At 72.7% G+C, this 23,403-nt stretch carries 17 protein-coding genes; 7 read left to right on the top strand and 10 right to left on the bottom strand.

What is annotated here, in order from left to right:
- Positions 1 to 147 precede the first annotated feature (147 nt).
- A complete protein-coding gene (locus IEZ17_RS09360) occupies positions 148 to 1,167 on the top strand; it encodes an alpha/beta hydrolase (protein ID WP_189298442.1) in 1,020 nt (339 codons plus the stop codon).
- Positions 1,168 to 1,559: 392 nt separating this feature from the next.
- On the opposite strand, the gene IEZ17_RS09355 is transcribed toward IEZ17_RS09360, so the two are convergent.
- From IEZ17_RS09355 to iolC, 8 genes are all read right to left on the bottom strand, one after another.
- Entirely contained in the window at positions 1,560 to 2,420 is an 861-nt protein-coding gene (locus tag IEZ17_RS09355; protein ID WP_189298439.1) for an ABC transporter permease, read from the bottom strand.
- A complete protein-coding gene (locus IEZ17_RS09350) occupies positions 2,417 to 5,137 on the bottom strand; it encodes an alpha/beta fold hydrolase (RefSeq protein ID WP_189298437.1) in 2,721 nt (906 codons plus the stop codon). Before IEZ17_RS09350 ends, IEZ17_RS09355 begins: the two co-directional genes overlap by 4 nt.
- A 162-nt stretch (positions 5,138 to 5,299) precedes the next feature.
- The gene (locus IEZ17_RS09345) at positions 5,300 to 6,418 is read right to left on the bottom strand and encodes a hypothetical protein (protein WP_189298435.1); all 1,119 of its coding nucleotides are present in this window, start codon (positions 6,416 to 6,418) and stop codon (positions 5,300 to 5,302) included.
- Positions 6,419 to 6,661: 243 nt separating this feature from the next.
- On the bottom strand, positions 6,662 to 8,155 hold the full coding sequence (locus IEZ17_RS09340) for a CoA-acylating methylmalonate-semialdehyde dehydrogenase (RefSeq protein ID WP_189298433.1): 1,494 nt from the start codon (positions 8,153 to 8,155) through the stop codon (positions 6,662 to 6,664).
- Positions 8,156 to 8,193: 38 nt separating this feature from the next.
- Positions 8,194 to 10,164 (bottom strand): 3D-(3,5/4)-trihydroxycyclohexane-1,2-dione acylhydrolase (decyclizing), encoded by a 1,971-nt coding sequence (gene iolD / locus IEZ17_RS09335; protein ID WP_229852100.1) that lies wholly within the window; start codon positions 10,162 to 10,164, stop codon positions 8,194 to 8,196.
- Positions 10,161 to 11,159: a 5-deoxy-glucuronate isomerase gene (gene iolB / locus IEZ17_RS09330; RefSeq protein ID WP_229852099.1), complete on the bottom strand. Its 999-nt coding sequence runs from the start codon at positions 11,157 to 11,159 to the stop codon at positions 10,161 to 10,163. The genes iolD and iolB overlap by 4 nt, the downstream gene beginning before the upstream one ends.
- A 207-nt stretch (positions 11,160 to 11,366) precedes the next feature.
- A complete protein-coding gene (locus IEZ17_RS09325; RefSeq protein ID WP_189298431.1) occupies positions 11,367 to 12,254 on the bottom strand; it encodes a Cgl0159 family (beta/alpha)8-fold protein in 888 nt (295 codons plus the stop codon).
- Positions 12,255 to 12,497: 243 nt separating this feature from the next.
- Positions 12,498 to 13,490 (bottom strand): 5-dehydro-2-deoxygluconokinase, encoded by a 993-nt coding sequence (gene iolC, locus IEZ17_RS09320; RefSeq protein WP_189298429.1) that lies wholly within the window; start codon positions 13,488 to 13,490, stop codon positions 12,498 to 12,500.
- A gap of 594 nt (positions 13,491 to 14,084) precedes the next feature.
- Between iolC and IEZ17_RS09315 the strand changes: the two genes are divergently transcribed.
- The 4 genes from IEZ17_RS09315 (at position 14,085) to IEZ17_RS09300 (ending at position 18,983) form a co-directional block, all read left to right on the top strand.
- The gene (locus IEZ17_RS09315) at positions 14,085 to 15,005 is read left to right on the top strand and encodes a sugar phosphate isomerase/epimerase family protein (protein WP_189298428.1); all 921 of its coding nucleotides are present in this window, start codon (positions 14,085 to 14,087) and stop codon (positions 15,003 to 15,005) included.
- A gap of 661 nt (positions 15,006 to 15,666) precedes the next feature.
- The gene (locus IEZ17_RS09310) at positions 15,667 to 16,686 is read left to right on the top strand and encodes a Gfo/Idh/MocA family protein (RefSeq protein WP_189298426.1); all 1,020 of its coding nucleotides are present in this window, start codon (positions 15,667 to 15,669) and stop codon (positions 16,684 to 16,686) included.
- A gap of 187 nt (positions 16,687 to 16,873) precedes the next feature.
- On the top strand, positions 16,874 to 18,346 hold the full coding sequence (locus tag IEZ17_RS09305; protein ID WP_189298423.1) for a sugar porter family MFS transporter: 1,473 nt from the start codon (positions 16,874 to 16,876) through the stop codon (positions 18,344 to 18,346).
- 442 nt (positions 18,347 to 18,788) lie between these two features.
- Positions 18,789 to 18,983: a MerR family transcriptional regulator gene (locus IEZ17_RS09300; RefSeq protein ID WP_189298421.1), complete on the top strand. Its 195-nt coding sequence runs from the start codon at positions 18,789 to 18,791 to the stop codon at positions 18,981 to 18,983.
- 146 nt (positions 18,984 to 19,129) lie between these two features.
- Here IEZ17_RS09300 and IEZ17_RS09295 read toward each other — a convergent pair whose 3' ends face one another.
- On the bottom strand, positions 19,130 to 20,305 hold the full coding sequence (locus tag IEZ17_RS09295; RefSeq protein ID WP_229852098.1) for a LacI family DNA-binding transcriptional regulator: 1,176 nt from the start codon (positions 20,303 to 20,305) through the stop codon (positions 19,130 to 19,132).
- Between the two features lie 456 nt (positions 20,306 to 20,761).
- Here IEZ17_RS09295 and IEZ17_RS09290 point away from each other — a divergent pair, with 456 nt between their 5' ends.
- Both IEZ17_RS09290 and IEZ17_RS09285 read left to right on the top strand, forming a co-directional pair.
- A complete protein-coding gene (locus IEZ17_RS09290) occupies positions 20,762 to 21,799 on the top strand; it encodes a Gfo/Idh/MocA family protein (protein WP_189298419.1) in 1,038 nt (345 codons plus the stop codon).
- Between the two features lie 14 nt (positions 21,800 to 21,813).
- Positions 21,814 to 22,716, top strand: a complete 903-nt coding sequence (locus tag IEZ17_RS09285) for a sulfite exporter TauE/SafE family protein (RefSeq protein ID WP_189298821.1) — start codon at positions 21,814 to 21,816, stop codon at positions 22,714 to 22,716.
- Here the strand turns inward: IEZ17_RS09285 and IEZ17_RS09280 are convergent.
- Complete coding sequence (locus IEZ17_RS09280) at positions 22,682 to 23,251, bottom strand: GNAT family N-acetyltransferase (RefSeq protein WP_189298417.1); 570 nt, start codon at positions 23,249 to 23,251, stop codon at positions 22,682 to 22,684. The genes IEZ17_RS09285 and IEZ17_RS09280 overlap by 35 nt on opposite strands.
- Positions 23,252 to 23,403 lie beyond the last annotated feature (152 nt).

Below are 23,403 nucleotides of genomic sequence, written 5' to 3'. Positions count from 1 at the left end.
ACACCACAGGTCAGAGGCGGGTACCGGGATTCCGGTGGGGACGGTGCGAGCAAGCTGACACGCCGGAGGGGAAACCAGTTCCCTTCCCGTTCCCTCTTGATGGCCGGTCGGGACATCTCCCGGCCCGTCCGCCAAGGAGAAGGCCCCGTGCGCAAATCCCTTTTCAAGCCGGTGATCGCGTTGATCGCCCTGACCGTACTCGGAACGACGGCAGGCTGCGGCTCGAGCGACGACTCCCAGAACACGCCCGTCCGGTTTGGCGGGCCGAAGCCGGGCGCTGCCATGCAGACCGAGCCGTCGAGCAAGGGGATCGTGCAGCAGCCGACCCACCCCATCAACTTCCAGGAGACGAGCAAGGTCGGCGGGGCCGGCGACAACACTCCAATAGCCGTGACCACCTATCACGGCAAGAAGTCCGGTTTCACCGGAAAGGTATGGGTCTGGGCGCCGCCGGAGTACTACGACAAGAAGAACGCCAACAAGGGTTTCCCGGTCATGGAGGCCCTGCCCGGCGCCTACGGCTACCCGGTGAACTACTGGATCGGTTCCGACCTCAAGCTTGAGGAGAGCCTCGCCTCCTGGTCCAAGGCCGGCAAGAGCCTGCCGTTCATCGTCGTGATGCCGGTGCTCAACCCGAACGACAAGCAGTACTACGACGGCAGTGACATCCCCGGCCAGCCGAAGATCGGCACCTGGCTCAGCAAGGACGTGCCCGAGCTCGTCCGGGAGAACTTCCGCACCCTCAAGACGCGCAACGCCTGGTGCATCATGGGCTCCTCGTCGGGTGGCTTCTCGGCGCTGAAGAACGTGCTCCAGAACCCCAACGACTTCAAGGTCGCGATCCCCAACGGCCCGGACATCGTCCCGGACTCCCCGCTGTGGAACGGCCACGCCGCCGCGGAGCGGGAGAACAACCCCGAGGTGCTGGCCCACCGGCTGATCGCCCGCGGCGGGCCCGACGTCTACCTCGCCTTCCAGGACGGCTCCAAGGAGAACACCATCCTGCCGAAGGTCCGCAAATTCATCGCGCAGTACGGCCACGGCCCGGTGAAGACGCGCTTCCAGATCGTGCCGAACGGCACGCACAGCGGTGCGACCTACGTCCAGGGCCTGGGCATGGGCACGATGCAGTGGGTGAGCGCGCACATGCAGGGGCCGACCTCCTAGCACAGCGGCCTGCCGAGGGGCGGCTACGGCGACCGGACCGGTCGTGGTAGCCGCCCCTTTCGCATGCGGCGGGCGCACACCCGCCCGGTGCGCCGCGGGCTCACGGCCCGCAGTCGACGTCCTGGAGCGTGATCGGGCGGGAGTCAGGCCCACGTAGGCGGTGAAGGTGCCGCGGCGCCCGCCGCCCCAGTGGGTGGTGACGGTTGCCCGGCCCACGCCCGCGGACTGCGCCGTGGCCATTTCCCCCACGGAGTTTCCCCACGGAGATCGCCCGCGGGGTGTTCTGGGCGCAGAGCAGCAGGGCGTAGCCCTCGGTGCGGGCGACGCGGTCCTTGAGGCGGTCGGAGACCCGGTGCTCCGTTCGCCGCCCCGGCCGCGATCCGGGGCCCCGGCTACGACACCACGTCCTTGCGCGCGAACCCCCGGAACGCCAGCGCCACCAGCACCAGCGCGTACGCCACCGACACCGAAGCGCCCCGGATCATCCCGGACCACTCCAGCTGCGGCTGGAGGGCGTCCACCCAGGAGTACTGCCAGTGGGCGGGCAGCACATCGCGCCAGTTCCCCAGCGCGGTGACCTGGTCGAGGACATTGCCGACGATGGTCAGCCCGACGGCGCCGCCGACCGCGCCCAGCGGCGCATCGGTCACCGTCGACAGCCAGAACGCCAGCGCAGCGGTGACCAGTTGGCCGACGAAGATGTAGCCGACCACCACCGCCAGCCGCGCCACCGCGTCCCCCGCGGACAGCGCGCCGCCGGTGGGCAGTTGCAGCGGCCCCCAGCCGTACGCCGCGGTGCCCACCCCGAGCGCCACCAGCGGCAGCAGCACCATCGCGGCGGCGCTGAAGACCAGCCCCACCGTCAGCTTGCTCAGCAGCAGCCGGGCCCGCGGGACCGGTGCGGCGAGCAGATAGCGCAGCGAGGACCAGCTCGCCTCCGAGGCGACGGTGTCCCCGCAGAACAGCGCGACCGGCACGACCAGCAGGAAGCCCGCGGAGACGAACAGCGCGGTGGCCGTGAAGTTGCCGCCGGAGGCGGTGGCGGTGGCCATCAGGCTGATCCGCCCGTTGTTGCGGCTGTCCGGTTCGCCGCCGATCGCGAACGCGGTGACCAGGACGAACGGCAGCAGCGCCAGGATCGCGGCGATCACCAGGGTGCGGCGCCGCCGGAGCTGGCGCCGCGCCTCCACGCGCAGCGGGAGGGTGTGCCGCGCGCGGTAGCCGGGCGCCGCCGCCACAGGGGTCGCGGTCATCGTCCGTCACCTCCGATCAGGGTGAGGAAGGCGTCCTCCAGGCGGCGGTGCGGGCCGACGCGGTGCACCGGGATGTCCAGCCGGAGGAGTTCGCCGAGCAGGTCGGGGGTGCCGGCCGGGTCGGCGAGGCGGACCAGCAGGCCCTCCTCGGCGCGGGCCGCCGAGGCCACGCCGGGCAGCGCGCCCACCTTCTCCACCAGCGCGTCGGAGAGCGGCACACCGTCCGCGACACCGACCAGCAGGGTGTCCCCGGAGCCGACGATGTCGGCGACCGGGCCCGCCTGGACCAGCTGCCCGCGGTCCATGACGACCAGATGCGTGCAGCTCTGCTCGACCTCGGCCAGCAGATGGCTGGAGACGATGACGGTGCGTCCGGCGGCGGCGTAGCGGATCATCACCTCGCGCATCTCGCGGATCTGCGGCGGGTCCAGGCCGTTGGTCGGCTCGTCGAGGATCAGCAGGTCCGGCAGGCCCAGCATGGCCTGCGCGAGGGCCAGGCGCTGCCGCATGCCCTGGGAGTAGGTGCGCACCGCGCGGTCCAGGGCGCCGCCCAGCCCGGCGATCTCCAGCGCCTCGTCGAGGTGCGCGTCGGCGGCCGGGCGGCCGGTCGCCTGCCAGTACAGGTCGAGGTTGGCGCGCCCGGTCAGATGCGGCAGGAAGCCGGCGCCCTCGACGAACGCGCCGACCCGCGACAGCACCGGCGCGCCCGGCCGGACCGCCTGGCCGAAGACCCGGACCTCGCCGGCGTCCGGCCGGATCAGGCCCATCAGCATCCGCAGCGTGGTGGTCTTGCCCGCGCCGTTGGGGCCGAGCAGCCCCAGCACCTGTCCGCGCTCCACACGGAAGGTCAGGTCCCGTACGGCATACCGGTCGGCGGACTTGGCGTAGCGCTTGCCCAGACCGGTGATCTGGAGCGGGACGCCGGCGAGCGCCGGATCGGGGGCGGGCGCCGCGGTGCGGCGGCGCGCGGTGAGCAGCAGCAGCGCGGCGATCACCGCGGCGGTCGCCGGCAGGCCCCAGATCCAGGCGGGGAGCGGGGCGGTGGCGCTGCGCACCTCGGGCGCGGTGGGGACGCCGAGCGCCCCGTCGGCCAGGGAGACGGTGTACGTGGCGGGCTCGGCCGGTGTGGCATAGCCCAGGTCGGTGGCCGAGAGCACCAGGCGCAGCCGGTGGCCGGCCGGGAAGTCATGGTCCACTGCGGGCAGTTGGAGCCGCACGGTGCGGCCCTCTTGGGCGCCCTCGATGCGGTACGGGGTGACCAGCTGGGACGGCAGGGTCAGCCGGCGGCCGTCCGGGGCGACGTCGTAGAGCTTGGCGAAGAACACCGCGTCCGGGGAATGGGACCGCACCCGCACGGTGGCGGTGGCGCTGCCGGTGAGGTGGACGGGGGTGCGCAGCGGCGCCGAGTCGAAGTGGGCGTACTGGCCGGGGAAGTCCAGGGAGAGGCCGCCGGCCCCGAGGGCGGACAGGCCGCCGAGGGCGCCGACGCCGGGGACCGCGGAGATGGCGGGCGGTCCGCCGCCGGCCGGGTTGGCGAACCGCTGCTCGCGGCCGGCCAGCGGGATGCGCCGCGGGGCGTTGCCGAGGCCCGGGTAGCGGTCGGCCTCGGCGCCGCGCAGCCGGACGGTGCCGTCGGTGGAGTCCACTCCCCCACTGCGGCTGACCCGGAAGGCGGGCCCGGTGGCGGCGTCCTCGTCGCCCTTCAGATACCGGTCGAACCACGCCTGCGTACGGGCCGTGAGCCGGGCGGTCTCCCGGTCCCCGCCGTCGTGCCCGCCCGCGGTCCAGTCGACGTCGACGGGCGCACCGTTCCGGCGGATCGCCTGCTCCATGGCGTCGGCCTGGCCGAGCGGGAACAGCGAGTCGGTCTGGCCCTGCATGATCAGGGTCGGCACCTTGATGCGGTCGCCGACCGCGGAGGGGCTGCGGGCCTCAAGGAGCCGGCGGGCCGCCGCGTCCGGGGTGCCGCTGACCGCGACCCGCTCGTACATGGCGCAGAGGTCGGCCGCGAACCTGCCGCAGTCCCCGGAGGGCGCGGCGGGGGCGGGCGGTCCGGTGGGCGCGCCCGCGGATCCGGCGGGTGAGCCCGCCGTCCCCGTGGTGAAGAAGATCCCGGACCACAGCTTCTTGAACACCCCGTTGGGGAACAGCGCGTCGGCGAGGTTCCAGTACGTGATCTGCGGGGCGATGGCGTCGACCCGCCGGTCGTATCCGGCGGCCAGCAGCGCGACCGCGCCGCCGTACGAGGCTCCGGCGACGCCCACTCGGGGGTCGCCCGGCTTGTCGAGCTGCACCTCGGGGCGCCGGGCCAGCCAGTCGATCAGCCGGCTGACGTCGGCGACCTCGGCCTTCGGGTCGTTGAGGCCGATCGTGCCGGTGGACCTGCCGAAGCCGCGGGCGGACCAGGTCAGCACCGCGTAGCCGTCCCGGGCCAGTTGCTCGGCCTCCGTGCGGACCTCGGCCTTGCTGCCGCCGAAGCCGTGGCCGAGGAGCACCGCGGGCCGGCGTCCGCTGGTGTTTCCCGCGGTGAAGAAGGAGGTGTCGATCCGCACCTCCTTCTTGCTGCCGGGCGTCTCGGGCATCGTCAGGAAGCGGTCCTCGCGGTGCACGGCGGGCGCGGCGTCCGAGGCGGCGGCCATCCAGGTGCCGCCCCCTATGAGTACGGCCAGCGCGCCCACGGCGGCGTACAGCCGGCGCCCGCGCAGTCGGAGGTCCATGCCTGAATCCTAGGGAGGGACAGCGGCGCGGGCCCCGTCCCCCGGTCGGAACCCGCTGCCCTACCGGGGGAGTAGCCCCGGTCGGACCCGTACCGCATCCGTCGTACGGGCCCCGCGGCGGCGCCGGTCCCCGCCGGCACGCGCGGGGCGCGCCGCCGCCGGTCAGTAGGCCGGCGGGCCGTAACCGCCCTGCGGGGGCGGCGGGTTGCCGGGCGGCATGGGCGGGCCGCCGACCGGGGGCATCGGCGGCGGGCCGGGCTGCTGCCAGCCGGCCTGGGGCATCGCGGCGGGGCCCTGCGGTACGTAACCGGGGGCGGCGAACCCCATCGGGGCCGGCGGCTGCCAGCCGGGGGCGACCGGCACTCCGCGCGCCATCAGGGCGCACAGGGCCAGCGAGCCGAGCAGGTCCAGCAGCAGCTGGGCGTCGCGAATGACGCTCAGGCCGGGCAGGGTGTCGTCCAGCTTGAAGAGGATGCCCTGATGGGCGAACGCGATGACCGTCAGCACGGCGTTGGGCAGCAGCGCGATCGCCAGCCCGAAGGACAGGCCGCGGGCCGCGGTGCCCCGGGTCAGGCTGTTGAGGCCGGCGATCGCGGTCAGGAAGAAGAAGACGACCGCGTACCAGCCCGGGGCCAGGGACAGCAGCGAGGTGAGAATGCCCCTGCCCAGGTAGAGCACGGCGAACGGGGTGCTGCCGCCCTGCACCAGCATGTAGACCTGCCACACCGCATAGCCCAGCGCCATCGCGCCGAGCACCAGGCCGCCGATCACCCCCGCCGCCGCGGCCGGCCGCACCGGCGGTTGGCTCGGCGTCGTACGCGGCCAGGAGCGCATCCCGGCCAGCAGCACGATGCCGGCGACCACGGACAGCGGGAACAGCGCCAGGCTGCTGAGGAAGACGCCCTTGAAGGTCGAGGTGCCGGTGTCGGCGTGCAGGAACCAGCGGTCGTCGGCGGTGTGGTTGCCGACGCTCACCAGGGCCTGGAGGGCGGTGGCGAAGGTGAGGGTGGTGGCGACGGCCAGCAGCCCGCCGGCCGCCCGGCGGCCCGCGAAGGCCGCGATGAAGGCCGTCAACTGAAGCAGCAGGACGCCCAGTTGGACGGGGTTGCCGACCTCGTTGGTGCCGGGGGCGCGGGCGCCGGTCCAGCTGTCCCAGACGCCGGCGATGCCGAACTGGCCGATGTCGACCGCGAGCCAGTACGCGCTGAACAGGAAGAACAGCAGGCAGAAGAGCCCGCCGGTGATCCGCGCGCCCTTGGCGAGCGCCGTACTGCGTGGCATGTCATCCCCCGGTTGTGTTGGTGCCGTGACGCGGAGAGCACGGTAGCAACGCACCGGTCCGGGGGTTCCCCCTGGATCCGCTGTGCGGCCCGGCCGCCCCGGGGGACGGCGGATGGGGTGGACGGGGCAGGCGGACAGGGCAGGTGGACGGGCGGACTCCCCGCCGGGCGGGCCGGGCGGGGAGTCCGGACGGAAGCGCCCGTGAGGGGGGCGCCGCCGGTGCGGGAGCGGTCGGGCGGACCGTCAGTGGTTGCGCGGGAAGCCCAGGTTGATACCGCCGTCGGACGGGTCGGGCCAGCGGGTGGTGACGACCTTGCCGCGGGTGTAGAAGTGCACCCCGTCGTTGCCGTAGATGTGGTGGTCGCCGAAGAGCGAGTCCTTCCAGCCGCCGAAGGAGTGGTAGCCCACCGGGACCGGGATCGGCACGTTCACCCCGACCATGCCGGCCTCGACCTCCAGCTGGAAGCGGCGGGCCGCACCGCCGTCCCGGGTGAAGATCGCGGTGCCGTTGCCCCACGGCGAGGAGTTCATCAGCTCGATGGCCTCCTCGTACGTCTCCACGCGGACGACCGAGAGCACCGGGCCGAAGATCTCGTCGCGGTAGGCGTCCATCTCCGGGGTGACGTTGTCGAGCAGCGAGACGCCGATCCAGTGGCCGTCCTCGTAGCCCTCGACGGTGTAGCCGGTGCCGTCGATGACGACATCGGCGCCCTGGGCCGCGGCACCCGTGACGTACGAGGCGACCTTGTCGCGGTGGGCCTTGGTGATCAGCGGGCCCATCTCCGAGGCCGGGTCGTCGCCGGGGCCGATGCGCAGCTCGGCGGCGCGTTCCTTGATCTTGCCGATCAGCGGGTCGGCGGTGTCGCCGACGGCGACCACGACGGAGATCGCCATGCAGCGCTCGCCGGCCGAGCCGTACGCGGCGTTGATCGCGGAGTCGGCGGCCAGGTCGAGGTCGGCGTCCGGGAGGACCAGCATGTGGTTCTTGGCGCCGCCCAGCGCCTGGACGCGCTTGCCGTTGGCGGTGCCGGTGGTGTGGATGTAGCGGGCGATCGGGGTGGAGCCGACGAAGGAGACGGCGGCGATACCGGGGTGCTCCAGGATCGCGTCGACGGCCACCTTGTCGCCGTTGACGATGTTCAGCACACCGTCGGGCAGGCCCGCCTCGGCGGCCAGCTCGGCGAGCTTGAAGGCGGCGCTGGGCACCTTCTCGCTCGGCTTGAGGACGAAGGTGTTGCCGCAGGCGATGGCGATCGGGAACATCCACATCGGCACCATGGCCGGGAAGTTGAACGGCGTGATGCCGGCCACGACGCCGAGGGACTGGCGGATCGCGGCCACATCCACCCGGGTGGAGACCTGGGTGGACAGCTCGCCCTTGAGCTTCTCGGGGATACCGCAGGCCAGCTCGATGATCTCCAGGCCGCGGGCGACCTCGCCGAGCGCGTCCGCGTGCACCTTGCCGTGCTCGGCGGTGATCAGCCGGGCAATCTCGTCGCGGTGCGCGTCGATCAGCTCGCGGTACTTGAACAGCACGGCGGTGCGCCTGGCCAGGGAGCTGGTGCCCCAGGTCAGATACGCCTCCCGGGCGGCGCGGACCGCGGCGTCGACCTCGTCGGCGGACGCGAAGGCGACCTGCTTCTCCTGGGCGCCGGTCGCCGGGTTGTAGACCGGGCCGTAGTTGCCGGAGACGCCCTCGACGGGCTTCCCGCCGATCCAGTGGTTGATGGTCTTCATGCGAGGGGCCTTTCGTGCGGTGCGGCAGCGAGCGGATGTCAGAGGTGGCGACGGCGGGCGGCGGCCTGCCGGTCGTACGCCTGGCGGGCGGCGACCGCCGCCGGACGCGTCGCGGTCTCGGCAACGGGTACATCCCACCAGGCCTGTGCGGGCGGCGCGCCCGGCACAGTGTCAGTCGTTCCGGTCTCGACGTAGACACATGTGGGTGCTTTCGCGCCACGGGCCTCGGCGAGCGCGGCGCGCAGCTCGCCGACCGTCGAGGCGCGCAGCACCCGCATGCCCAGCGAGGCGGCGTTGGCGGCGAGGTCGACGGGCAGCGGCTCGCCCGTATACGTGCCGTCCGCGGCGCGGAAGCGGTAGTCGGTGCCGAAGCGTTCGCCGCCGGTCTCCTGGGAGAGGCCGCCGATGGAGGCGTAGCCGTGATTCTGGACGAGGACGACGGTGATGGCGATTCCCTCCTGGACCGCGGTGACGATTTCGGTGGGGTTCATCAGGTATGTACCGTCGCCGACGAGCGCCCACACCGGGCGGTCGGGAGCGGCCATCCGCACCCCGATCGCGGCCGGGATCTCATAGCCCATGCAGGAGTAGCCGTATTCGAGGTGGTACTGCCTGCGGGACCGGGCGCGCCAGAGTTTGTGCAGGTCACCGGGGAGCGAACCGGCCGCGTTGATCACGATGTCGGAGTCGTCGACGACCGCGTCCAGCGCCCCCAGGACCTGCGTCTGGGACGGCCGCGCGGACGGGTCCCCGGCTCCGAACGCGGCGTCCACCCGGCGCTCCCAGTCCGCCTTCGCCGCCCCGTACTCCGCCACGTACGCCGCGTCGACCCGGTGGCCGGACAGCGCCCCGGTGAGCGCTTCGAGTCCGGCACGGGCGTCGGCGACCAGGGCGAGCGCGCCGAGCTTGTGGGAGTCGAAGGCGGCGATGTTGAGGTTGACGAAGCGGACGCCGGGCTCCGCGAAGAGCGTGACGGAGGCGGTGGTGAAGTCCGTGTACCGCGTGCCGACCCCGATGACCAGGTCGGCCCGGCGGGCCAGCGCGTCGGCGGTCGCGGTGCCCGTGTGCCCGATCCCGCCGACGTCGGCCGGATGGTCGTGGCGCAGCGAGCCCTTGCCGGCCTGGGTGGACGCCACCGGGATGCCGGTCGCGTCGGCGAACGCCCGGAGCGCCTCCTCCGCCTCGCTGTGGTGCACCCCGCCGCCCGCGACGACCAGCGGCCGGCGCGCCTCCCGGACGGCGCGCACCGCGTCGGCGAGCGCGGCGGCGTCCGGCGCGGGCCGCGGGACCCGCCACACCCGGTCGGCGAAGAACTCCTCCGGCCAGTCGTACGCCTCGGCCTGCACGTCCTGCGGCAGCGCCAGGGTGACCGCGCCGGTCTCCACGGGGTCGGCGAGCACCCGCATCGCCTGGAGGGCGGCTGGGATCAGCGCCTCGGGCCGGGTGACCCGGTCGAAATAGCGGGAGACGGGGCGCAGCGCGTCGTTGACCGACACATCGCCCGCGGACGGCACTTCGAGCTGCTGGAGGACCGGATCGGCGGGCCGGGTGGCGAACACGTCGCCGGGCAGCAGGAGCACGGGGAGGCGGTTCACGGTCGCGAGGGCGGCGCCCGTGACGAGGTTGGTGGCCCCGGGCCCGATGGAGGTGGTCACGGCCTGCGCGGAGAGCCGGTCGCACTGCCGGGCGTAGCCGACGGCCGCGTGCACCATGGCCTGTTCGTTGCGCCCCTGGAAATACGGCAGCTTCGGGGACCCGCCGCCCGCCCCCTGGGGTGCCGCGCTGCCGGACTCCAGCAGCGCCTGCCCGATGCCGGCGACGTTGCCGTGCCCGAAGATGCCCCAGCAGGCGCTGATCAGGCGGTGCCGGCGTCCGTCCCGCTCGGTGTACTGGTGGGCCAGGAACTCGACCAGGGCCTGGGCGACCGTCAGATGACGGGTGCCCGCCGCGGCGGTGTCCGGGGTGGTGTCCGGGGTGGTGTCCGGGCCGGTCGTCGTCCGGTCGCTCATCGGGGGTCTCCTGCGGGTGCTTGGTAGAGGGGGAGGCGGGGGTCGACGGGCTGGTCGGGCCACGTGCCGCGGATCCAGCCGTGATCCGGGTGATCGCAGATCAGCCACTCGCGGGTCTCCCCGGGCCCCGCCATGACGTTGAGGTAATACATGTCGTGCCCGGGGGCGGCGATGGACGGGCCGTGCCACCCGTCGGGAATCAGCACCGCGTCCCCGCCGCGGACCTCGGCGAGGACGTCCGTGCCGCGACCGTGCCCGGAGGGCGTCACGCGCTGGTAGCCGAGCCCCGGCGTCCCGTGGGCGGCGGCGATCTCGAAGTAGTAGATCTCCTCCAGCTCGGCCTCCTCCCCTGGGCGGCACTCGTCGTGCTTGTGCGGCGGATACGACGACCAGTTGCCCCCGGGGGTGAGCACTTCCACGACGATCAGCCGGTCGCACGCGAACGCGTCGGCCGCGCCGAAGTTGTTGACCTGCCGCGAGCAGCTGCCGGTGCCCCGCAGCTCCACCGGGACGTCGGACGCGGCACCGTAGCGGGCCGGCAGCCGGCGCTCGCAGCGCGCCCCCGTGAGCGCGAACCGCCCCCCGGCGCCGCTGGCGATCTGCACCTGCGCATCTCTCGGCACGTAGGCGAAATCCGTCACCCCGCTGAACACGCTCTCCCGGCCGGCCAGTTCGAAACTCCCGGCGTCGGGGCCATCCGTCCGGACCGTGCAGCCACCGGAGAGCGGCAGCACGATCCACTCGCTGTCCCCGGTGGCGAAGGAGTGGTGCCCGCCGGGCGGCAGATCGAGGATCCGCAGCGAGGAATACCCCCAACCGGCCTTCCCGGGGCTGATGTCGAGGGCGTACGGACCGTCGGCGCCGCGGCCCGCCGGGATGTGGAACCCGGAGGCGGCGCGGGCGGGGCCGGACGCCGGGAGCCCGGCGGGCGCACCGGGCCGGCGCGGCTCGCCGGACCCGCCGGCGGTACGGGAATCTGTGATCTCAGCACTCATGACAACAAGTCTCCTACTCACCACTGACAGTGACGGCTTCGGCGGCGCGGGGCGGGCGGCGGCGCGTCGAGCCACGCGGAGGGGGCGGCGCGGGGAGGCCGTGTGGCGGGGCGGGCGGGGCGCGACGCCGCGGCACCGAACAGGGGCCCTGGAGCCAGCCGCCGGAGCCCGGCCCGCGCCGGCTCGGCCCGGCCCCGGCCGGACCCTCTAGAGCAGCCCCACCGCCGTATCGACCGCCGCCGCCACATCGCCGTCCGCCGGATAGAGGAGCGAACGGCCGACGACCAGCCCGTGCACGGTCGGCAGCCGCAGCGCCTTGCGCCACTTCTCGTACGCGGCTTCCTGGTCCTGCACGGTCCTGCCGATGTCCCCGCCGAGGAGGACGGTGGGCAGGGTGGAGGTCTCGCAGACCCGGGCCATCGCGTCGGGGTCGTCGGTGACCGGGAGCTTCAGCCAGGTGTAGGCGGAGGTGCCGCCGAGGCCGGAGGCGATGGCCACGGAGCGGGTGACGGCTTCGGGGCTCAGGTCGTTGCGCACCCGGCCGTCTATCCGCCGGGACAGGAACGGCTCCACGAATACCGGCAGTTCGCGCTCGGCCATCGCGTCGATGGCGCGAGCGGTGCTCTCCAGAGTGGTCAGCGATCCGGGATCGTCGTAATCGATACGCAGCAGCAGCTTGCCGGCGTCGAAGCGCAGCCGGGCGATGTCCTGGGGACGGTGCCCGGTGAACCGGTCGTCCATCTCGAAGGCGGCGCCCGCGATACCGCCGCGGTTCATGGAGCCCATCACGACCTTGCCTTCGAGGGCGCCGAGCAGCAGCAGGTCCTCCAGGATGTCGGCGGTGGCCAGCACCCCGTCCACCCCGGGCCGGGACAGCGCCAGGACCAGCCGTTCGAGCAGGTCGAGGCGGTTGGCCATGGCCAGTTGGCGGTCGCCGACGGCGAGCGCGCCCCGGGCCGGATGGTCGGCGGCGACGATCATCAGCCGGCCGCGCTCGCCCAGCAACGGGCGGCGCGTGCGGCGGGCGGCGGCCTCCGCAACGGCTTCGGGATGCCGGGCCCGCAGCGTCGCGAGGTCACTGATCCGAGGGGTCAAGGCTCAACTCACCTTCTTGAGGGTGGGGGTGGTGCGGCGGGACGGACCGGGCCGGGGCGGAGCGGGGTGGAGCGAAGGGCGCACGGCGGCGGGGAAGGGGGCGGCCGGGCGGGGCGACGCGAACCCGGGGCCTCGGACGGGCGGGGCGAGGCGGTGGGAAGAACGGGGCCTCGTACCCGGCCGGGGCGGCGGAAGGAGCGGAGCCTCGCACCGAGCCGGACCGGGGGCCTCCGCACCGCCCCCTCACCGATCCGCGAGAAACGCCTCCACCTCGTCGGCCGTCGGCATCGCGGAAGAACAGGCCAGCCGCGAGGCGACAAGGGCCCCGGCGGCATTGGCGTAGCGCATCATCGGCTCCAACTCCCAGCCGGAGAGCAGCCCGTGGCACAACGACCCGCCGAACGAGTCCCCGGCGCCGAGCCCGTTGACGACCTCGACGGGGGTCGGCGGAACCTCGGCGGTACGCCCGTCCCGATGGACGGCCAGCACCCCCTTCGGCCCCTGCTTGATGACGGCCAGCTCCACGCCCATGTCGAGCAACGCCTGGGCACACGCTTTCGGGTCACGCAGTCCGGTGGCGACCTCGGCCTCGTCGACATTGCCGACCGCGACCGTCACGTGCTTCAGCGCGGCCTCGTAGTACGGCCGGGCGGAGGCCATCGCCGCGGCGCCGGACGCCCCGCCGTCCCCGGAGGCACCGCCCTCCCCGCCCCAGAACATCGGGCGCCAGTCGAGGTCGAAGACGGTGATGCCCCGCCGGTCCCGCGCCTCCAGCGCGGCCAACGTGGCGCCGCGGCTCGGCTCCTCGCAGAGCCCGGTACCCGTGATCCAGAAGATCCGGGCTGCCGCGATGGCCTCCATGTCCAGCTCGCCCGGATGAATCACCAGGTCAGGGGCCTTGGGCCGGCGGTAGAAGTAGAGCGGGAAGTCATCCGGCGGGAAGATCTCGCAGAAGGTCACCGGGGTCGGGTACGCATCCACCGCGCTCACCCAGCGGTCGTCCACACCGAAGTCACGCAGCGCCTGATGGATGTAGTCCCCGAACGGATCCCGCCCGGTACGGCTGATGACGGCGCTCCGCCGCCCGAGCCGGGCAGCGGCCACCGCGACGTTGGTGGCTGACCCGCCGAGGAACTTCCCGAACGTCTCCACCTGGGCGAGCGGCACACCGGTCTGCAACGGGTAGATGTCCACCCCGATGCGCCCCATGGTGATCAGGTCGTACGGCTCGGTCATATACGCCCCTTCGGGTCGCCCGGCGCGGCGGGTCGATCGGCACCGGCCCTCTCAGCCGGCTTCAGCTCCGCCCAAAGGTCTAACCGTCATCCTCAACCCCTGTCAACACTTTGTCCTTACATTCTGACGTCCACCCCCATTACCCTCGCCCCTCTCCCGCGCCAAATACCCCAAACCGTCACTCAAGCCACCAATCCCACATGCATTCCAACCAGCCACGAGCCTGCACAAACCGAACCGACCTCCGAGCCCCCACACACGGAACGACCCCCGAGCCCCCGCCCTGCACCACACCCAAACCCGACCCAACGCGCCGCACCCCGGTACCCCGACAGTCGCACCCCAACACCCCACGCAAGCCCGGCACCACGCCGCCCCACGCAAGCCCGGCACCACACACCCCCTACCGCGCCCCCGAGACACTCCTGCACCCCGCATCCCACCCACACCCCGACAACCGCCACTGCACAAAGTCCTTAAGTCCTTATGTCAGGACGAAGTCTTGACACTCCCCAAGGCGGCAGAGAGGCTGTGCCCCACAACTTGCCCCAGCGCCTCCCGGTCACCGCCGACCGGCGAGAGGAGAGCCGCAGCATGTCCGCACCCCGTGCCGCCGCGCCCGTTCTGGACCGCATCCGCGTCGGTTCCGCCCCCGATTCATGGGGCGTCTGGTTCCCCGACGACGACCAGCAGGTCCCCTGGCAGCGCTTCCTGGACGAGGTCGCCGAGGCCGGCTACGAGTGGATCGAACTCGGCCCCTACGGCTACCTACCCACCGACCCGGCCGTACTCCACGAGGAGATCGCCCGCCGCAGCCTCAAGGTCTCGGCCGGCACCATCTTCACCTCGCTCCACCACGGCCCGCCCGTCTGGGACAAGACCTGGGCCCATGTCTCCGAAGTCGCCACCCTCACCCAGGCGATGGGTGCCAAGCACCTGGTCGTCATCCCCTCCTTCTGGCGGGACGACAAGACCGCCGAGATCATCGAGCCGCCCGAGCTGACCGTCGAGCAGTGGAAGCACCTCACCACCGGCATGGAACGCCTCGGCAAGCGAGTGCGCGACGAGTTCGGACTGGACATCGTCGTGCACCCGCACGCCGACACCCACATCGACACCGAGGAGCACGTCGAGCGCTTCCTCGACGTCACCGACTCCGACCTCGTCAACCTCTGCCTGGACACCGGCCACTACGCATACTGCGGCGGCGACAGCGTCAAACTGATCCGCACCTACGGCGAGCGGATCGGCTACCTCCACCTCAAGCAGGTAGACCCGGACATCCTCAGCGACGTCGTCGCGAAGGGCACGCCCTTCGGCCCGGCCGTCCAGCAGGGCGTGATGTGCGAGCCGCCGCTGGGCGTACCGGCACTACCGCCCGTCCTGGAAGCCGCCCAGGAGTTGAACGTCGACCTCTTCGCCATCGTCGAGCAGGACATGTACCCCTGCCCGCCCGACCAGCCCTTCCCGATCGCCGAGCGGACGCGGCGCTTCCTGCGCTCCTGCGGCGCGTGAGCGCAGGAGCGCAGGCCGCGGGCAGCACCTGAGCGCGGCGCACGAGCGCGTCAGCGGCACGGGCACGCTGCGCAACGCATGCACGGCGCGAGCACGTGCACGGCATGGGTGCGGCATCGGTGCGGCATCGGCGCTCAAACAGCACGAGCGCGAAAGCAACGCGAGTGCGTAAGCGCAATGCAGATGCTCCCGCCGCACGCTGCACGTTCTCCAGATGGGCACCCCTCCCTCGCGTGCGTCATGCGGCCCGCGTCGCCCTCCCACCTCGTGCGCAAGCCTCGCGTGAGTGCCTTGCGCCGCCTCCTCATACCCCGGCAACGACTACAGAGAGTAATCAGTTCCTGGAGTATGTCACAGTCCGTGAGAAGCGAAAGGGTGGAGAGGCGGAGGCAAGGCGAGACGGCACCAGAGCGCCCAGACATACGGGATGGCCGAGACAGCCGCGACAGCCGAGATAGACCAGACAGGTCAGACGGGCCGGGCAGACCAGACGCGGGCGTGCGCAGACGCAGACACATCACGCGCAGGCGCGGACACAGGGCGCGCAGGCGCGGACACAGGACGCGCAGGCGCGGACACACACGTAGACAGTTACACAGGCGCGTTCAGAGACACCTGTGCGCAGGCGCTGAACGAGATGAGACGAAGGGTTCGGGACGAGATGAGTTCGTACGGGATGTTGGGTGTGGCGGTTGTGGGGACCGGGCGGATGGGGGCCGACCATGTGCGCCGGATCGACGAGGTGATCAGTGGCGCCCGGGTGGCGGCGGTGGCGGATATCGACGCCGACCGGGCCAAGCACCTCGCCGACGGGATCGACGGGGCCACCGCGTACACCGACCCGGCCGCCGCCATGGACGACCCCGCGGTGGACGCCGTGCTGATCGCCTCACCCGGGCCGGCGCACGAGGCGGCGCTGCTCGATGCGTTCGCGCGGGATCTGCCGGTCCTGTGCGAGAAGCCGCTCACCCCCGACGCGGCTTCCGCGCTGCGGGTCCTGGAGGCGGAGCAGAAGCTGGGCCACCGGCGCGTCCAGGTGGGCTTCATGCGGCGTTACGACGCCGGTTACCGCACGCTCAAGGCCCTTCTGGACCAGGGGACTTACGGCCGTCCGCTGATGCTCCACAACAAGCACCGGAACGCCGACACCCCGCCCGGCTTCACCAACGCGATGATGATCAACGACTCGGTGGTGCACGAGATCGATGTGACGCGCTGGCTGCTGGACGACGAGATCACCGCCGTACGCGTCCTGCGTCCGGCCCCCAGCGGCAACGCTCCCGACGGGCTCGGCGACCCGCAGCTGATCCTCTTCGAGACGGCCGGCGGGCAGGTCGTGGACACCGAGCTCTTCGTCAACTGCGGCTTCGGCTACCAGGTCAGCTGCGAGGCGGTCTGCGAGAGCGGCTCCGCCCGGATCGGCGACGACCACGGCGTCTTCGTCAACTCCGCGGGCCGGTGGGGCGGCTCCATCACCCCCGGCTTCGTGGAGCGCTTCGAGGACGCGTACGACCGGCAGGTGCAGCGCTGGGTGGATGCCACCCGCCGCGGCGAGGTCGAGGGCCCCAGTTGCTGGGACGGTTATGCGGCGGCTGCGGTGTGCGAGGCGGGGGTGCTCGCGCAGGCCACCGGCGAGCGGGTCGCCGTCGAGCTGATCGAGCGTCCGGCGCTCTACTGCTGAGGCCACTCCCCCTCTACCCGCCCCTTTCCCCCGCCTCGCCATCCCCCCGTCCCCGTCCCCGTCCCCGTCCCCATCCGCCCGCCCTTCCCCACCCGCCCGGCGAAAGGCCGCACCATGTGTACCGCCCCATCCCTGCATGCGTCCCGTATAGCGCCACCACCAGCCCTCGCGTCCCACTGGAGCTGACATGGCGGCTCCGACCAGCAAGACCGCACCCACCAGGACCGACGCCGGCCCCCGCAGCGGTCCGGACGGCGACTCCCGCGACGCCTCCGGGGCCGGCAGTGCCAAGCGCTTCATCGTCGGCATCGCTGCCATCGCCGCCCTCGGCGGCGCCCTGTTCGGCTACGACACCGGAGTGGTCTCCGGCGCCCTCCCTTTCATGGAGCGCCACTTCGGCCTCAGCTCGCTGGGCGAGGGCGTCATCACCAGCGCGCTGCTGATCGGCGCGGCCTTCGGCTCGCTGGCCGGCGGCCGAATGTCCGACGCGCTGGGACGGCGCAACTCCCTGCTGTGGGCGGGCGCGGTGTTCATCGGCGGGGCGGTGGCCGTCGCGCTGGCGCCGACCGTGCCGTTCATGGCCGTGGCCCGGTTCGTGCTGGGTCTCGCCGTGGGCAGCGCCTCGGTCATCACGCCGCTCTACCTCTCCGAGATCGCGCCCCCGCACATCCGCGGCCGACTGGTCTCCTTCAACTCCCTGATGATCGTCAGCGGCCAGCTGCTCGCGTACCTCATCAACGCCGTACTGGCCCACTGGGAAGCGTGGCGCTGGATGCTGGGACTGGCCGCGCTGCCGGCCGTGGCGCTCTTCCTCGGCGTCCTCTTCCTGCCCGACACGCCCCGCTGGTACATCAGCCAGGGACGGCAGGACGAGGCTGCCACGGTGCTGCGCCGTACGCTGCCCGCCGAGGACGTTCCCGGCGAGCTGGGCCGTATCGACCGGGCCCGGAGCCTGGAGGCCGATGCGCAGCGCGGCGCCTGGCAGGAGCTGCGTACGCCGTGGGTGCGGCGGCTGCTGCTGGTCGGCGTCGGGCTGGCGATCGTCCAGCAGATCACCGGCGTCAATGCGGTGATCTACTTCGCCCCCAAGATCCTCGCGACGACCGGTCTGGGCACCAATGCCGCGATCACCGCCACCATCGCGGTCGGCGCCATCTCGGTCGTCGCCACCGCGATCGGCATGTCGCTGATCGACCGGGTCGGGCGGCGCCCCATGCTGCTGACCGGCCTGTCCGGTATGGCGGTCTCCCTGGGGCTGCTCGGCGCGGCCTTCCACCTTCCGCACTCCACCGCCGTCAGCTGTCTCGTCCTCGGGCTGATGGTCCTCTACATGGGGTTCATGCAGGCCACGTTGAACACCGGTGTCTGGCTGCTGCTGGCCGAGATGTTCCCGCTGAAGGTCCGCGGACTGGCCATGGGAGCCGCGGTGTTCGTGATGTGGATGGTCAACTTCGTTGTGGCGCTGGCCTTCCCGGTACTGCTCGACGCGGTCGGCGCGGGCGTCACCTTCTGGCTCTTCGGCGTGATGTGCATCCTCTCGCTGATCTTCTGCAAGCGGTACGCACCGGAGACGAAGGGCCTGGCCCTGGAGGACCTGGAGCAGGAACTGCGGAAGGCGGCCGAGGGGGCCGGCGAGCCCGAGCGGGCCGGGCGGGGCTGAGACCCGGCGGCGCCCCGACGGCACCGGGCACCCCTGGCGGCCGAGGAACCGACGCCCCCATGCCGCCTCCGCCCCGCCGCCGTCACACCCGTCCCGCCCCTGTTGCGCCGGCACTCCCCGCCCGCTGCCCCGTTACGCCCGTTACACCCGCTACGCCTCCGTCATCGCCCCGTCCCACCTCCACGGTGGCTTCTGTCCCACCTCCACGATGGCTTCTGTCCCACCTCCGTGCGGTCTGTCCCGTCCCCGTCACAGCCGTCCTTCGTTCGTCACGGCCGTCACTGTTGTGCGGTCCCTGCGTCACAGCCGCTCCACAGCCCCTCGCCGGCGCTCACGCACAGTCGTTGTCCGGGCACAGGGTGAGTGATCGCCCCGCCGTGCGCAGCCCCCCGCCGGCTCCCCCGGGCCGACCCTGCGTGCGGCGCCTAGGAGGTGCGCAGAGATGACCGAACGAAGGCTCTGGTCGTACAAGGAGATCGCCGCCCATATCCAGGTGCAGCCGGACACCGTGCGCTCGTACCGCAAGCACGGTTTGCTCCCCGACCCGGACCTGGTGGAGGGCGGGAGACCCTACTGGTACGCGGACACCATCAGAGCGTGGGTGGCTCAGCGGCCCGGACAGCGCGGACGGCGCTGAGCGGGCGGGTGAGCCACCGACCGAAGGCCCGGGCCCGGTGTCCTACGGGCGCCGGGCCGCGGCCAACGTGCCACGCCCGGCCGTGGGTTGCGCCCTCCCTCGCTCCGGTGGTCGCCCCCGGCCGGCGGTTGGCCACCGCCGGACTCCTAGGCCGCGCCCCCGGGCCGGCCCCCGGACGCGTCTCCCGGCGCCTCCGCCGGTGGCGCCGTCGAGCCCCTGATCTCCAGTTCCGGGGCGACGAGTTGCCGGTCGGCGGGGGCGTCGGGGTGTGCCATCCGGTCCAGGAGGCAGCGGGCGGCCAGGCGGCCGACCTCGTGGCTGGCGTTGTTGACCGAGTTCAGCCAGAGGTGCCGGATGCGGGCGAGGTAGGTGTTGTCGTAGCCGACGAGGGAGAGGTCGGCGGGGACGGCCAGGCCCAGTTCCCCGGCGGCGGACAGTGCGCCGATGCCGGAGAGGTCGTTGTAGGCGAAGACGGCGGTGGGGCGGTGCCGGCCGCGGGCCGGGCCGAGGAGCCGTACGGCGGCGCGGTAGCCGCCCTCCTCGGTGCCGTCGCCGCTCTCCACAACAGCGCTGCCGGCGAGCCCGTGAGCGGCCGTCGCGGCCTCGAATCCGCGCCGGCGCAGTTCGCCCACCAGGCCCTGTCCGGCGATGTGGGCGATGCGGCGGTGGCCGAGGCGGATGAGGTGTTCGGTCGCGAGGCGGGCGCCGCGCTCGTCGTCGTTGGCGACGATGTCGACCCGCGGCAGCCGGGGTTCGTGGTTTCCCGCGATGACGGTCGGCAGCCGCTCGGCGATCTCGGCGAGGCCGGTGGTGTCCGGGAGGGTGCCGACGACGACGAGGCCGTCGACCCGTAGTTCCTGGAAGGTGCGGGCGAACTCCTGGCCGGTCCGCCGGTCCAGTCGGCCGTCGGCCATCAGCATCCGCAGACCGTGCGCGTGCAGAAGGGAGTTGAGGCCGTCGAGGACGTCGGCGAACCAGGGGTTGCGCATGTCGTTCAGCAGCACGCCGACGGTGTGCGTACGGCGCGCGACCAGGCTGCGGGCGGCGGCGTTGGGCCGGTAGCCCAGCTCCTCGATGGCGTCCAGTACGGCCTGTCGCTTGGCGTCGCTGACGCGCGGCGAGTCCTGGAGGACGAGCGAGACCAGGGATTTGGACACGCCGGCGCGTTCGGCGACGCCGCGGATGGTCGGGGGCCGGTCCGGGCCGGTCCTCTCCCGGGGGCCGGGCCCGTGCGGGGTCGCCCCCTCGACCGCTCTCTCAGCCGTCCTCGCATCCGTTCTCTCGGTCGTGCGCTCGGCCGAGCGTCTGTTGGACCGTTCCATGGAGGGATCCTTCCATCGGGCCAGGTCGGCGTCAACGCGCCCCTGCGCCTCCACGTCCGGCCGTTCGCCGCCCGGGACCCCGGGCATCCCGCTACCGCGCCACACCACGGCGCACCCGCACAGCGCCGCACCGGACCGTACTCCTCCGCCCAACACCCGTGCACAAGCCTTGACATGCTGACATACGGACATGCAGGGTTCCCGGGACGGATTCTTTGGACCGTTCCAATCTCGAACCCACGGCTGGCGAACCCACGGCTGGCGGGTCCACGGCTGGCAGGTCCACGGCCGTTGACGGCTATTGACGGCTGTTGCGTCCACGGCCGGCGAGTCCGCGCGCTGTTGACGGCTACTGGAGCCACGGCCCGGCCGTACCGGTCGCGGACCGGCCGCCCCGGCGGCCCGCTCGGCACCCCACCGCACACCACCCGCCTCTCCCCCGGAAGGGAACACCGCATGAAGATCGGCCTCATCGGCACCGGGCGCATCGGCGCGTTCCACGCCGCGACCCTTCAGAACGTCCCGGGCGTCACCGGCCTCGTGGTCGCCGACGCGGACGCCGCACGCGCCGCCGCGCTGGCGGACAGCCTCGGCGTACGAGCCGCCGGCAGCATCGAGGAGATGTACGCGGCGGGCCTGGACGCGGTGGTGATCACCGCGGCGACCAGTGCGCATGCCGCGCTGATCCATCAGGCGCTGGACGCGGGCGTGCCGGTGTTCTGCGAGAAGCCGGTGGCGCTGGACGTACCGGGCACCGTCGAGGTCGTCGAGCGGGCCGAGGCCGGCAGCGTCCCCGTGCAGATCGGTTTCCAGCGGCGGTTCGACGCCGGGTACCGCGCCGCGCGGGAGGCGCTGCGCTCCGGTGAGCTGGGCTGGGTGCACACCCTGCGCGCCTGCACCAGCGACCGGACGCCTCCGCCGGCGGCGTTCATCCCCACTTCCGGCGGGCTGTTCCGGGATTGCAGCATCCATGACTTCGACATCCTGCGCTGGCTCACCGGCCGCGAGGTGGTCTCGGTCTACGCCCAGGGCGCCAACCGCGGTGCGGACTTCTTCACCGAGGGGGGTGACGTCGACACCTGCGCGGCGCTGCTGCGCTTCGACGACGACTCGCTGGCCACGGTCACCGCGACCCGCTACAACGGCGCGGGCCACGACGTGCGGCTGGAGGTGTGCGGCTCCGAGGGCGCCCGCTTCGTCGGGCTGGACGACCGCGCGCCGCTGCCGTCCGCCGAGCCGAAGCTGTCCTGGCGGCGGGCGGATGCCCCGTACGCCACGTTCATGGAGCGGTTCCACGACGCGTACGTCACCGAGCTCAGGGGCTTCGTCGAGGTGGCCGCGGGCCGTACGCCCAGCCCCTGTTCGCCGGCCGAGGCGCTGGAGGCGCTGTACGTCGCGGAGGCGTGCGAGCGCTCCCGCCTGACCGGGGAGCCGGTCGCGGTCGCGGACGTCCGTGCCGGCGCGGACAACGGCGGTACGGTGCCCGGCGCGTGACCGTTCCCGGCGCCATGGCGCAGCTCGGCGTGCTGCCGCTGGCCGCGCTGGTGTCGGCCGCACTGCTGGTGGGGGTCTCCAAGACCGCCGTCAGCGGCGTCGGCGCGCTGAGCGTCGCGCTGTTCGCGGCCGTGGTCCCCGCGAGGGAGTCCACCGGCGCCCTCCTTCCTCTGCTGCTCGTGGGAGATGTGCTGGCCGTCCGTGCCTATCGCCGGCACACCGACTGGCCCGCGCTGCTGCGGCTGTTGCCGTCCGTCGCGGTCGGGATCCTGCTCGGTGTCGTCTTCGTCGCCCGGACCGATGACGCCGTCATGCGGCGCACGATCGGCGTGCTGCTGCTGACGATCGTGCTGCACCGTCTGTGGCGGCGGGCGCGTCGGCGCGGCGCCGAGCCGGCGGCGGCCGGCGGGCGGGGTCCGCAGGCGCGGGCCGGCGGCGGGGAACCGCGCGCACGGGCCGGCCGGGATCCGGCCCCGACGGCCGGCGCGGAGCCGGCGTCGGCGGTCCGGACAGCCAGGGCGGCTCGGACCGCTCGGACGGTCCGGACGGTCCTGGCAGACCCTCAACGCCAGTTGCGGGCGCTGCTCTTCGGGCTGATCGCCGGTTTCGCCACGATGGTCGCCAATGCCGGTGGTCCGGCGATGTCGCTGTACCTCCTCTCGGCCGGTTTCGGGGTGCTCGGTTTCCTGGGCACCGGTGCGTGGTTCTTCCTGATCGTCAATCTCTTCAAATTGCCGTTCAGCATCGGGCTGGGGCTGGTCACGCCCGGTGCGCTCGCCCTGGACGGGCTGCTGGCGCCGGTCGTGGTCGCCGGTGCGCTCCTGGGGCGGGCTCTTGTGCACCGGGTCGATCAGGCGCTCTTCGAGCGCCTGGTGCTGGTCTTCACGGCGCTCTCCAGCCTCGATCTGCTGCGCTGAGCGGGCCGGCGGCGGGCGGGGCCGGCGGCGGCGCCACCCGCCACTCGTGGGCCCGTATGAGATGCCCTTTCGGATACTCGACCTCGCACTCCCCGACCAGGGCGAACCCGGCGCTGCGGCACACGGAGTTGGAGGCGGCGTTGGCCACCGAGGGGAAGGCGTGGAGCGCGAGGTGGCAGCCTTCGGCGCGGGCCGCCGCGACGACTGCGCGCGCCGCGGCCGTCGCGACACCGCGGCCCTGGTATGCGGGGAGCACGCTCCAGCCCGCCTCGAAGACCGGCTCGCCGCGCCAGGTGGTCTCCCAGAAGCCGGTCGTGCCGACCGCCGCTCCTTCGGGCAGCAGCACCACCCGGAACATCTGCCCCGCACCCTCGCCTTCGAGGTATCTGCGGTGGCGTCTCGCTATCTGCTCGTCGGCTTCCGGGCCGCCCAAGTGCTGCGTCATCGCGGGGGTGTTGGCCTCGTGGAGGAGGGTGAGGTCGGCCGCCGTCCACGGCTCGATCCGTACGTCGGGTCCCGCAGTCTCATACGCCATGACCCCACGGTAGGAGCCACCACTGACAATGACGCCGGGGCGGTGGAAGACGCCTGGTCACTGCCCTCTTCGCCGTCGCCGTGCCGGGTTTCGCCGTCGCCGCCCGCGCCGGGCTCGGCGCGCAGTGCGCGGCGGCGCAAGGTCCATTGGAC

The sequence above is a fragment of the Streptomyces albospinus genome (assembly GCF_014648695.1).
Taxonomy (GTDB): Bacteria; Actinomycetota; Actinomycetes; order Streptomycetales; family Streptomycetaceae; genus Streptomyces; species Streptomyces albospinus.
The sequence above is the reverse complement of the archived record's forward strand: the minus strand, read 5'-3'. Positions and strand labels throughout refer to the sequence as shown.